The organism is Paraburkholderia bannensis NBRC 103871, assembly GCF_000685015.1.
Taxonomy (GTDB): Bacteria; Pseudomonadota; Gammaproteobacteria; order Burkholderiales; family Burkholderiaceae; genus Paraburkholderia; species Paraburkholderia bannensis.
In genome coordinates this window covers 287,481-299,523 of sequence record NZ_BAYA01000004.1, presented here as the reverse complement: position 1 = coordinate 299,523, position 12,043 = coordinate 287,481, and the positions used below count along the sequence as shown (strand labels likewise).

General features: G+C 65.1%; 10 protein-coding genes and 1 pseudogene. 5 read left to right on the top strand and 6 right to left on the bottom strand.

Translation table 11 applies throughout. The features are described 5' to 3' along the window. Positions 1 to 246: 246 nt before the first annotated feature. From gatC to BBA01S_RS07395, 5 genes are all read left to right on the top strand, one after another. A complete protein-coding gene (gene gatC / locus BBA01S_RS07415; RefSeq protein ID WP_027815867.1) occupies positions 247 to 546 on the top strand; it encodes an Asp-tRNA(Asn)/Glu-tRNA(Gln) amidotransferase subunit GatC in 300 nt (99 codons plus the stop codon). A gap of 171 nt (positions 547 to 717) precedes the next feature. Next, positions 718 to 2,208 (top strand): Asp-tRNA(Asn)/Glu-tRNA(Gln) amidotransferase subunit GatA, encoded by a 1,491-nt coding sequence (gene gatA / locus BBA01S_RS07410; protein WP_027815866.1) that lies wholly within the window; start codon positions 718 to 720, stop codon positions 2,206 to 2,208. Between the two features lie 3 nt (positions 2,209 to 2,211). Beyond that, a complete protein-coding gene (gene gatB / locus BBA01S_RS07405; RefSeq protein WP_027815865.1) occupies positions 2,212 to 3,687 on the top strand; it encodes an Asp-tRNA(Asn)/Glu-tRNA(Gln) amidotransferase subunit GatB in 1,476 nt (491 codons plus the stop codon). A 116-nt stretch (positions 3,688 to 3,803) separates the two neighbouring features. Further along, positions 3,804 to 4,649 (top strand): polyphosphate kinase 2 family protein, encoded by an 846-nt coding sequence (locus tag BBA01S_RS07400; RefSeq protein WP_027815864.1) that lies wholly within the window; start codon positions 3,804 to 3,806, stop codon positions 4,647 to 4,649. Between the two features lie 60 nt (positions 4,650 to 4,709). Next, positions 4,710 to 5,492, top strand: coding sequence for an exodeoxyribonuclease III (locus BBA01S_RS07395; protein WP_027815863.1), 783 nt, complete (start codon positions 4,710 to 4,712; stop codon positions 5,490 to 5,492). Positions 5,493 to 5,533: 41 nt separating this feature from the next. Here the strand turns inward: BBA01S_RS07395 and BBA01S_RS40455 are convergent, their stop codons facing one another. The 6 genes and pseudogenes from BBA01S_RS40455 to BBA01S_RS40445 form a co-directional block, all read right to left on the bottom strand. Beyond that, the gene (locus BBA01S_RS40455) at positions 5,534 to 6,673 is read right to left on the bottom strand and encodes a M48 family metallopeptidase (protein WP_084161940.1); all 1,140 of its coding nucleotides are present in this window, start codon (positions 6,671 to 6,673) and stop codon (positions 5,534 to 5,536) included. A gap of 71 nt (positions 6,674 to 6,744) precedes the next feature. Then, positions 6,745 to 8,199 (bottom strand): AmpG family muropeptide MFS transporter, encoded by a 1,455-nt coding sequence (locus BBA01S_RS40450; RefSeq protein ID WP_084161937.1) that lies wholly within the window; start codon positions 8,197 to 8,199, stop codon positions 6,745 to 6,747. An 81-nt stretch (positions 8,200 to 8,280) separates the two neighbouring features. Beyond that, entirely contained in the window at positions 8,281 to 8,889 is a 609-nt protein-coding gene (metW, locus tag BBA01S_RS07380; RefSeq protein ID WP_027815862.1) for a methionine biosynthesis protein MetW, read from the bottom strand. Further along, positions 8,886 to 10,031 (bottom strand): homoserine O-succinyltransferase MetX, encoded by a 1,146-nt coding sequence (metX, locus tag BBA01S_RS07375; RefSeq protein ID WP_027815861.1) that lies wholly within the window; start codon positions 10,029 to 10,031, stop codon positions 8,886 to 8,888. The genes metW and metX overlap by 4 nt, the downstream gene beginning before the upstream one ends. A gap of 255 nt (positions 10,032 to 10,286) precedes the next feature. Then, positions 10,287 to 10,952, bottom strand: a complete 666-nt coding sequence (gene slmA / locus BBA01S_RS07370; protein ID WP_027815860.1) for a nucleoid occlusion factor SlmA — start codon at positions 10,950 to 10,952, stop codon at positions 10,287 to 10,289. Positions 10,953 to 11,138: 186 nt separating this feature from the next. Continuing rightward, positions 11,139 to 11,929, bottom strand: a pseudogene (locus tag BBA01S_RS40445) (pyrimidine 5'-nucleotidase); the annotation flags it as partial. Positions 11,930 to 12,043: the final 114 nt, after the last annotated feature.

The window sequence follows — 12,043 nt, the reverse complement described above, 5'->3', positions numbered from 1 at the left end:
GCGGCCCCGCTGCGCGCCAACTGGGCGCAAATTGCTGCGACCAGGCATGAAAGGCAGACGCAAGGCGGTCCGGGTTTGAGTCGAACGCGTAATGATACCTTATAATTTTGCCTGTTTTGCAGGATCCGGAAGCCAGTTTTTGACCTCGTCGAAGCTTTCTTGCACCCTCGGATCCGGCGCGATAAATCGCTGTTGCAGCACCGTTTTTTGCGCGCTGCCCCAGCCTCAATTTTTTCCGGTGACCGCATGGCCCTGACCCTGACCGATGTGAAGCGTATCGCGCACCTTGCGCGCCTCGAACTGGCCGATGCCGAGGCCGGCAATACGCTCGAGCGCCTGAATAACTTCTTCGGGCTCGTCGAGCAGATGCAGGCCGTGGACACCACGGGCATTGCGCCTCTCGCGCATCCGATCGAGCAGATCGAAGATGTCGCGCTGCGACTGCGCGAGGACGCGGTAACCGAAACCGTGGATCGCGACGCCTTCCAGCGCCCCGCGCCCGCGGTACAGGACGGACTTTACCTTGTACCGCGCGTGATTGAGTAAACAAACGCTCATTTTGGCGACGTTTTCGAAGAAGTTCGAGTCTTCTGACCTTAACTTTCGTGAACGCCGCCGCCCCCGAATTGGCGGGGCGCAGCCCGCGCATCGCGCGAGGCGCTCCCGGACGGTGCGATCGTTGTGGTCGCCCCGTTACGATCTTCCAGGAATCACGCAATGCATGACAAAAGTTTGACCGAACTGCGCGCCGCACTGGCCGCGAAGGCGTGCTCCGCAGTCGAACTGGCCCAGCATTTCCTCGGCCGGATTGAGGCGCATCAAGACCTGAACGCATTTGTCGACGTCAATCCCGAATTGACGCTCGCCCAGGCGAAGGCCGCCGACGCGCTCCTGCACTCGGGCCACGGCGGCCCGCTCGCCGGCATCCCGCTCGCGCACAAGGACGTGTTCGTCACGCGCGGCTGGCGCTCGACGGCAGGCTCGAAGATGCTTGCAAACTATGTGAGCCCGTTCGACGCGACCGTGGTTCAACGCCTTGAGCACGCCGGCATGGTGACGCTCGGCAAGACCAATATGGACGAATTCGCGATGGGCTCGTCCAACGAAAACTCGCACTTCGGCGCGGTGAAGAACCCGTGGGACAAGAACGCGGTGCCGGGCGGCTCGTCGGGCGGCTCGGCGGCTGCGGTCGCCGCGCGCCTCGCGCCCGCCGCGACCGGCACGGACACGGGCGGCTCGATCCGCCAACCGGCGTCGTTCTCGGGCATCACCGGCATCAAGCCCACGTACGGCCGCGTGTCGCGCTACGGCATGATCGCGTTCGCCTCGTCGCTCGACCAGGGCGGCCCGATGGCGCAAAGCGCCGCCGACTGCGCGCTGCTGCTCAACGCGATGGCCGGTTTCGACGAGCGCGATTCGACCAGCCTGCAACGCGATAACGAAGACTACACGCGCCACCTCGGCCAGAACTGGACGCCGGACGCCACCGCCGACAAGCCGCTCAAGGGCCTGCGCATCGGCCTGCCGAAGGAATACTTCGGCGCGGGTCTGGCCGACGACGTGCGCGCGAGCATCGACGCTGCGTTGAAGACGTACGAATCGCTCGGCGCGACGCTCGTGGAAGTCACGCTGCCGAAGACCGAACTGTCGATCCCCGTGTACTACGTGATCGCCCCGGCGGAAGCGTCGTCGAATCTTTCGCGTTTCGACGGCGTGCGCTTCGGCCATCGCGCGGCGCAGTACGGCGACCTGCTCGACATGTACAAGAAGTCGCGCGCGGAAGGCTTCGGCCCGGAAGTGAAGCGCCGCATTCTGGTGGGCACTTACGTGCTCTCGCACGGCTATTACGACGCGTACTACCTGCAGGCGCAGAAGATCCGCCGCATCATCGCGCAGGACTTCCAGGAAGCGTTCAAGCAGTGCGACGTCATCATGGGCCCGGTCGCGCCGAGCGTGGCGTGGGACATCGGCGCGAAGGGCGACGATCCCCTGCAGATGTACCTCGCGGACATCTACACGCTGTCGACCAGCCTCGCGGGCCTGCCCGGCATGAGCGTGCCGTGCGGCTTCGGCGCGGGTGCGAACGCACAACGTCCGGTCGGTCTGCAGATCGTCGGCAACTATTTCAACGAGGCCCGCATGCTGCAGGTCGCCGACGCTTTCCAGCGCGCGACCGACTGGCATCGCAAGGCGCCGGCAGGGGTGTAAAGCATGAGCACGCAATGGGAAGTCGTTATCGGTCTTGAGACGCACGCGCAGCTGTCGACGGTCTCCAAGATCTTCTCGGGCGCATCGACGCAGTTCGGCGCCGCCCCCAACACGCAGGCCTGCCCCGTCGATCTCGCGTTGCCGGGCGTGCTGCCGGTGATGAACCGCGGCGCCGTCGAGCGCGCGATCCAGTTCGGTCTCGCGATCGGCTCGACGATCGCGCCGCGCAGCATCTTCGCGCGCAAGAACTACTTCTACCCGGATCTGCCGAAGGGCTACCAGATCAGCCAGTACGAGATTCCGGTCGTGCAGGGCGGCCAGATCACGATCCAGGTTCCGGCCAACGAAAAGACCGGCAAGGAAGCCTACGAAAAGACCGTCAACCTGACGCGCGCGCACCTGGAAGAAGATGCGGGCAAGTCGCTGCACGAAGATTTCGCGGGCATGACGGGCATCGACCTGAACCGCGCGGGCACGCCGCTGCTCGAAATCGTTACGGAACCTGAAATGCGCAGCGCCGCCGAGGCGGTCGCTTACGCGAAATCGCTGCACACGCTGGTCGTGTGGCTCGGCATCTGCGACGGCAACATGCAGGAAGGCTCGTTCCGCTGCGACGCGAACGTCTCCGTGCGTCCGGTCGGCCAGAAGGAATTTGGCACGCGCGCCGAGATCAAGAACCTGAACTCGTTCCGCTTCCTCGAAGAAGCCATCCAGTACGAAGTGCGCCGCCAGATCGAGCTGATCGAGGACGGCGGCACGGTGGTGCAGGAAACGCGCCTCTACGATCCGGACAAGCGCGAGACGCGTTCGATGCGCAGCAAGGAAGACGCGCACGATTACCGCTATTTCCCCGACCCCGACCTCATGCCGCTCGTGATCGACGCAGCCTGGGTCGAGCGCGTGAAGGGCGAAATGCCCGAGCTGCCCGCGACCATGCAGACGCGTTTCGTCGAGCAGTACGGCGTGACGCCGTACGACGCAAACGTGCTGACGTCGAGCAAGGCGATGGCCGCGTACTTCGAAGCCGTCGTTGCAAAGGCCGGCGCCGCGCAGGCCAAGGCCGCCGCGAACTGGCTGATGGGCGAAGTCTCGTCGCAACTGAATCGCGAAGGCCTCGATATCGGCGCGTCGCCGGTGTCGGCTGCGCAATTCGCGCTGCTGCTCGCGCGTATCGCCGACGGCACGATCTCGAACAAGATCGCCAAGGAAATCTTCCAGGCGATGTGGGACGAGAAGGCGACCGACGAGGCCGCCGTTGACCGCATCATCGACGCGAAGGGTCTCAAGCAGATCTCCGACACCGGCGCGCTCGAAGCGATCATCGACGAGGTGCTCGCCGCGAACCCGAAGTCGGTTGAGGAATTCCGCGCAGGCAAGGAAAAGGCCTTCAATGCGCTGATCGGCCAGGCGATGAAGGCCACCAAGGGCAAGGCGAATCCGCAGCAGGTCAATGAACTGCTGAAGAAGAAGCTGGGCTGATAGCCTGATACGCTAGCAAGCGTTCAGGCTGGCGAGGCGGCGTCGCGCGAGAGGTGCGGCGCCGCCTTGCCGCTTCAAGAGGCGGATTCACGGATTCACACAGGAGAACCGTAGCGATGGCGAAGTCCCCCAGTTCCTCGACCCTTGATGATTTCCGCGTGCCGTATTTCGGCGACAAGAAGGCTGAGGCCTTCTCGCCCGAAACCATCGACCCTTCGGCAAAACCGTTCTCCACGGGCAGCAAGGACAGCGATCGTGAGCGGCTCGCGGCGATCGGCGACAAGCTCGACGTGCTCCAGGAGCGCCTGCACGCGCAGCGTCATCAGCGCGTGCTGCTGGTGCTGCAAGGCATGGATACGAGCGGCAAGGACGGCACCATTCGCGGCGTGTTCCACGAAGTCGATCCGCTCGGCCTGCGCATCGTGCCGTTTCGCGCGCCCACGCCCATCGAGGCGGCGCACGATTTCCTCTGGCGCGTGCATATGCACGTTCCGGCCGCCGGCGAACTGGCGATCTTCAACCGCAGCCACTACGAAGATGTGCTGGTGCCGCGCGTGATGGGCCAGATCGACGCCGCCGAGTGCGAGCGCCGCTACGCGCAGATCCGCGACTTCGAGCGCATGCTCGCGGAAAACGGCACGACCATCATCAAGTGCTGGCTGCACATCTCGAAGGACGAGCAGCGCCGCCGCATCCAGGCGCGCATCGACGATCCTTCGAAGCACTGGAAATTCGATCTCTCCGATCTCGAAGCGCGCAAGCACTGGGACGCTTATCAGGCGGCGTACCGCGACGCGCTCGCGGCGACGTCGAGCGAGCACGCGCCCTGGTACGTGATTCCCGCCGATTCCAAGACGCATCGCAACGTGATGGTCGCCGAGTTGCTGCTGCGCCTGATGGAGAGCCTCAAGCTCGAATTTCCGCCTGCGAAGCCTGAACTCGAAGGTATGACGATCGAGTAAAGCCCGCGCTTGAAACTCGACTCATTGCCTGAAAACGAAAAACCCAACAAGGATAGAAAAATGCTGCGTGTGATCACCGCGAACCTCAATGGAATCCGCTCGGCGGCGAAGAAGGGCTTCTTCGAATGGTTCGGCGAACAGAACGCCGACGTGCTCTGCGTGCAGGAAATCAAGTGCTCGCAGGACGACATGACGCCCGAATTCCTCGCGCCGCACGACTTCAAGGGCTACTTCCAGCATGCGGTGAAGAAGGGCTATAGCGGCGCGGGCGTGTATGCGCGCCGCGAGCCCGATGAGGTCATCATCGGCTTCGGCAGCGAAGAGTTCGACGCCGAAGGCCGCTATGTGGAACTGCGCTTTGGCGACCTGTCGGTGATCTCGGTGTACGTGCCGTCGGGTTCGAGCGGTGATGAACGCCAGCAGGCCAAGTACCGTTTCATGGACGTGTTCATGCCGCACCTGGCCGAACTCAAGAAGACGCGCGAAGTGATCGTGTGCGGCGATGTGAACATCGTCCACAAGGAAATCGACATCAAGAACTGGAAGGGCAACCAGAAGAATTCCGGCTGCCTGCCCGAAGAGCGCGCGTGGCTCACGCAGCTATTCGACGAAGTGGGTTACGTCGATGTGTTCCGCACGCTCGACCCGCGCCCCGAGCAGTACACATGGTGGAGCAATCGCGGCCAGGCGTACGCGAAGAACGTGGGCTGGCGTATCGATTACCAGATCGCGACGCCCGGCGTGGCCGCAACGGCGAAGCGCACGGACGTGTTCCGCGACATCAAGTTCAGCGACCACGCGCCGCTGACCGTCGACTACGACTGGAAGGTCAAGAAGAAGTAAGCGCCGCTGAAGCCGGCGTTAAAGCAGGCGCGCGCCCGGACTCAGGGCGCCGCCACCACCTTGCGCCGCTGCACCGCCGCGATGCCCTGATAGTCGGGCAGCTCGCCCAGCGGCTTGCCGACGGCCTTCGCGTAGAGCGGCATCATGTCCGCGAGACGCTTGGCGATATCCGCGCGCCGCGCCGGCGTGTACGGATGCACGTAGATGAAGCCCTGGTCGCGGTCGGACTTCGTCGCCACCGCGAGCTTGTCCCACAGCGTGAGCGCCGCGCGCGGATCGAAGCCCGCGCGGGCCGCGATATCGCTGCCGATCACGTCGGCTTCGGTTTCATCGGCGCGGCCATAGTGCATTTCCACCAGACGCGAGCCGATGCCGAGCGGGAACACGCCCAGATCGGCCAGACCGAATAGCTGCGGCACCACGCCCGATTCGATCTGCGCGGCCTGCTGTTCGCCCAGACGTTCGCGCACGTGCTCGCGCACCGCATGCGCGATCTCGTGGCCGAGCAGCATGCCGAGTTCGTTGTCGTTGAGTTTCACGCGGTCGAGCAGGCCGCCGTACACCACGATCTTGCCGCCCGGCAGGCAGTACATGCGGATATCGGGCGAGCGGATCACCGCCACTTCCCACTTCCAGTTCTTGACGCGATCGCTCCATTTGAGCGCATACGGCGCGAGCCGGTCGACGAACTGGCGCACGCGCAGCACGTGCGGATCGTTGTCCGGATAGAGCAGCTTCGAATGCGCGGCGCCGCGCACGATCTCGTTGTATTCGGCGGCAGCCTGGGCTTCGAGCGTGGGCGACGGAATCAGGTTGCGGAACACGCCGATATTGCCGAAACGCACCACGCGGCCCGTGTTCGGCCCGCCGTTCTGTGCCGCGCCCGGCGCATTGGTCGCATTGGTCGAGTTGGTCTGATTTGCCGGATTGGCGTTGAGCGACGTGCCGTTGCCAGGCTGCGGCTGCGGCAGGTTCGACACGTTCGCTGAGGCCGCGCCCGCCGTTTCGGCGGCGCTGGAGAGCGAGGCGGCCGACGGCACGGTTGAAGGCAACGCGGCCGGGCTGGCTGAATTGGCGGCAGGGTTTTCGCTCGCGTGCGCGAAACCGGCAGTCAGCGTCAACGCCAGCGCACACAAGGCGGTGCGGAGATCCGTCGACGTGCGCTTGCGTTGTGGCCCCATAGCGTGCGCGCTTCTCCCTCCCGGACGGCGGCGCGTCGAAAGGGAAACATGGGCGGCATGCTGAGGCGGGGTCACTTCCGGATTCTCCAGGGGGCAATTCGAATGAGCAGGAGCATACCCGGTAGAGCGAGTAGCGTGCAGGCGATGAAGTAGTCGAACCAGCCGATTTTCGCGACCACATAACCGCTCGCGGCGGACGCCAGCGTGCGCGGCACCGAGGCGAGACTCGTGAACAGCGCGAACTGCGTCGCGGTGTAGCGAGGGTCGGTCGTGCTGGCAATATAGGCCGTGAAAGCGGCCAGCGTGAGGCCGGTCGCGAAGGTCTCGAAGCCGTACACGAGCGCGAGCGCGACCGCGCGCGGATCGAGCGCAAGTTGCGCGTGCGCGCCAAACACGCCCGCGATCTGCGAGACGCCGTGACTCACCGATACGACCGCGTCGTAGATCAGCGCGAGCGTCGGCGAATCGGGGCCGAGCTGCGCGAGCCACGCAAAGCCGAGCGTCGACACCATTTGCAGCAGGCCGAAAATCCACAGGCCGCGCCCAATGCCGATCTTCACCAGTGCGATGCCGCCCAGAATGCCGCCCGCGAGACTCGCGCCGAACGCGGTCATCTTGGCGATCACGCCGATCTCGGTGCGCGAATAGCCGATATCGAGGAAGAACGATGTCGACAGCGTCGTCGCCATCGTGTCGCCGAGCTTGTACAGAAAGATGAATGCCAGCACGAACAGCGCAGCGGCGAGACCGTCGCGGTTCACGAATTCGGCGAACGGTTGCACGATGGCTTCGCGCAGGTTCCGGGGCGGCGCGCCGTGCACTTCGGGCTCGCGCACCACCAGCGTCATGAGCATGCCGGGAATCATGAACGCCGCCGTGACGACGAACACGGTGCTCCACGGCAGATGATCGGAAAGAATCAGCGCGAGCGACCCGGGCACGAGCGCCGCGATCTTGTATGCGTTCACATGAACCGCGTTGCCCAGGCCCTGCTCGGTATCCTTGAGCAGTTCGCGCCGGTAGGCGTCGATCGAAATGTCCTGGCTCGCACCGAAGAAGGCCACCAGCGCCGTGAGCGCGGCCACCGTCCAGATCGATTCTTTGGGCGATACGAAGCCGAGCGCCGCAATCGCCGCGGCCACGAGCACCTGCGTGACCAGCATCCAGCCGCGCCGGCGGCCAGGCTTCCAGCCAGGCAGGCGTGGCACGTAGCGATCCATCAGCGGCGCCCAGACGAATTTCCACGTATAGGGAAACTGAATCAGGGCGAAGAGGCCGATTTCCTTGAGGTTGACGCCTTCGGAGCGCAGCCAGGCCTGCACGAGGTAGACGAGCGTGAACAGCGGCAGCCCGGAGGTAAAACCGAGGAACACGCAGATCAGCATGTGCGTGTTCAGGTACGCGCGCCAGCCGGGGTGATCCTCGTGTGCATTGACGTCGTGTGCGTCGTGAGCGTCAGGAAAGCTCGGGGCGTCCTGAGTATCCTGAGCGTCCTTGGCAGGGGCCTCTTGGGGCGGTATCGGCATGTCGTCGGGCAGCGGCGGCGCGGTGTAACCGCGGTGTATCTAAAAGGAGGCGGTATAGAACGCGCGTCGCCGGTCCCGGCGTCAGCGTTTCTTCACGCGATAGACCGCAAGACTACCACGCCAGTTCACCCCCCAACGAACGGTCTGGCCCCCATGCAGCACGGCGCGGTCGAGAATTTCGATGCCCACTTCGGGCGCGAGCGCCTCGAAATCCTTGACCGTGAGCACACGCACGTTAGGCGTGTTGTGCCACTGGTAGGGCAGCGATTTCGACACCGGCATGCGGCCCTTGAGCACCGAAAGCCGATGCGGCCAGTAGCCGAAATTCGGGAACGACACGATGCATTCCTTGCCCACGCGCGCCGTCTCGCGCAGGATCGCCGCGGTCTGGTGAATGGTCTGCAGCGTCTGCGAAAGAATCGCGAAGTCGAAGCTGCCGTCCTCGAACAGGCGCAGGCCGTCTTCCAGGTTCTGCTGGATCACGTTGATGCCGTTCTTCGTCGAGGCGAGCACGCCCGCGTCGTTGATCTCGATGCCGTAGCCCGAGCACTCCAGCTCCTCGCCCAGCAGCGAGAGCAGCGCGCCGTCGCCGCAACCCAGGTCGAGCACGGTCGAGCGCGGCTCGATCCAGCGTGCGATGGTGCGAAAGTCGGGACGGGCGGAAAGACTGTCGAATGCGCTCTGGTTCATGCGCCCACCTCAGCAGCAATACGTTCGTAATAGGCGCGCACGACGTTGTGATAGCGCGCGTCGTCGAGCAGGAAGGCGTCGTGGCCGTGCGGTGCGTCGATCTCCGCGTAGGTCACCTGACGCTTGTGGTCGAGCAGCGCCTTCACCAGTTCGCGCGAGCGCGCGGGCGCGAAACGCCAGTCGGTCGCGAAGCTCGCCACCAGGTATTTCGCCTTGGTGTGGGCGAGCGCGCGCGTGAGATCGCCGTCGAAGTTCTTCGCCGGATCGAAATAGTCGAGCGCGCGCGTGATGAGCAGGTACGTGTTGGCGTCGAAGTAGTCCGCGAACTTGTCGCCCTGGTAGCGCAGGTACGACTCCACTTCGAATTCCACGTCGAAGTTGAAGTTGTATTCGTTTTCGGCGCCCTCGGCGCGGCGCAGCGCACGGCCGAATTTCTCGGCCATGTCGTCGTCGGACAGATAGGTGATGTGGCCGATCATGCGCGCGACGCGCAGGCCGCGCCTGGGCTTCACGTTATGCGCGTAGTAATCGCCGCCGTGGAAGTCCGGGTCGGAAAGAATCGACGAGCGCGCGACTTCGTTGAAGGCGATGTTCTGCGCCGAGAGCTTCGGCGTGGAGGCGACCACGATGCAGTGCGCGAGGCGATCCGGATAGCGCAGGCTCCAGGCCAGCGCCTGCATGCCGCCGAGGCTGCCGCCCATCACCGCGGCAAACTTCTCGATGCCGAAGCGGTCGGCCACGCGCGCCTGGGCGTCCACCCAGTCTTCGACGGTCACGACCGGAAACTTTGCGCCCCACGGCTTGCCCGTGGCGGGATCGATGCTCATGGGCCCGGTCGAGCCGAAGCACGAGCCCAGGTTGTTCACGCCGATCACGAAGAAGCGGTTGGTGTCGAGCGGCTTGCCCGGCCCGACCATGTTGTCCCACCAGCCGACGTCCTTGGGGTTGTCCGCGTAGACGCCCGCGACGTGGTGCGACGCGTTGAGCGCGTGACAGACGAGCACCGCGTTGCTGCGCGCGGCATTGAGCGTGCCGTAGGTCTCGACCACGAGGTCGTACCCGGCTAGCGCCGTGCCGTTCTGCAGTTGCAGGGGCTCGTCGAAATGCAGTGTTTGAGGAGCGACGACGCCGATCGATTCCATTCGTTCCGCCTGTGTTTTTCGGGCGGCTAAACGGCGTCGGCGAGCGCGGAGTGCGAATGAGTTGGCGCGGCTGACGACCTCTTTAGCCGCATTTATATCGAACTCCGCCAGACCCATGTCCAGGGAGTTCACGCGCCCGCAATCGAGTCAGCAAATCGGCGCGTAGGGATTGCAAATGTATTGCAAAAGGAACGCAGAGTATATCGGAAAAAATGCAAAGGGATCCGGCGCGCCCCGGCGAACCTGCTGCCCGCGTTAGAGCAGGATCACGCGGATCTGCTCCTCGGCGTGTTCGGCAGGCGAGCGCGTGAAGCCGCTTTGTGCATAGCGATGCCAGCAGCCGATCACGTAGCGCACCACCAGGCTGGCGCGCACGGCCGGGTCGTAAGTGCCCGGCGCAGGCGCATCGGCGCCGCTTTCGCGGCCTTCGGCGAGACCCACGCGCAGGCACTGGCGCAGCGACGCCTCGATGCGGTCGAGCATCTGGTTGACGCGCTCGGCGAGGCGTTCGTGCTCGCCCACCAGCGCTTCGCAGGTCAGCACGCGGGTCATGCCGGCGTTCTTCGCGGAAAACTGGATCAGCATGAGCGCGATCGCGCGCGCCTGGCGCATGCCGCCCGGCTCCTTCGCGACGATCTGGTTGATGAGCGCGAACAGCGTCTGCTCGATGAAGTCGATGAGGCCCTCGTACATCTGGGCCTTGCTCGCGAAATGGCGGTACAGCGCCGCTTCGGACACGCCGATCTTCGCTGCGAGCGCGGCGGTGGTGATTTTCTCGCCGCGCGGCGTTTCCAGCATCGAGGCGAGCGTCTGGAGGATGTGCACGCGACGCTCGCCGGGCTTCGGGCGGCTGCGGCGCGGCTCGGGTGTGTCTGCTGCTACGACTGCGTCACGCGGTTCCAACGAATGGCTCGGCTGCATGAATGTCGCCCCTGAGTGCGGCTGGCGGGCCATCGCTTCGAACGGGCCGCCGTGCCGCTTGAGTCTTGCCGTTTATTGTCGCCCCGCACGCCAATGCGTTGCGGGTGAAGGTCGTTCGCGTCGCCGGCTGCGCCCGTGGTCTGCCGGGCGTGGCGCGCGTTGCGGGCTGGGTCTGGTTGCGCGCGTTCAGGCGCGTGGCCGGCCCCGCAACGGCATGTGCTGCAGGCCGCGTTGCAGCGATTTTAGCGAACGAATGCGGTGATCGACATAGTGTGGCCGGCTGCAGCGCGCGAGGTGCGCGGGCAGGTGCCCCGTGATCCAGACCGTGCGGATCCCCAGGCGCCGGTAGCGCTTCAGATGGCCGTGCGTGTCCTCGACGAGGATAGCGTCAGCGAGCGGCGCGCGCGCCTCGCGCAGCACGGCGCGCAGCATGCCGTGATCGGGCTTGGCGCGCCAGCGCCCGCGCGTCTGCATGTGCTCGATGGCGACCACGCGCTCGAACAGCTGCTCGATGCCCAGTTCCGCGAGCATGGCGCGCGCGTAGGCCTCGGGCGCGTTGGTCAGCACGATCTTGCGGCCCGGGAGCGCCGCGAGCGTGCGCGCGAGACCGCGCTCGGCGTGAACCATGTTCGGCAGATCGGGGAAGGTGTGGACGACCTTGAGGAAGTCGTGCGGATCGATCGGATGATGGCGCGTGAGACCGAGCAGCGCCGCGCCGTAGCGCTGCGTGTAGCCCGTGCGCAACTGGTTGGCGACGTCGCGGCTGACGCCCAGCGAATCCATGATGTACTGCGTCATCCCCTGGTTGATCGCGGGGAAGATCGCGCGCGATGCGCCGTGCAGCGTGTTGTCGAGATCGAACAGCCAGACGGGCGTGTGCCGGTGGGCCGCGCACGCGCCACGCGCGCTGCGTGCGGCATGCGGACGGCGGCGCAGCGGCAGGGAGACTGGGGTCGTGCTGGGGGATTTCGTGCTGCGGTTCATGGTGCTGCGTTCATCGAGCTGCGTTTAGCGAATGAAGGCGCGGGCATGAAGCCGCCCGAACGCGCGTGCGCCGCGCAAGAACGCGCAGCGCCACGGGAATAACGACA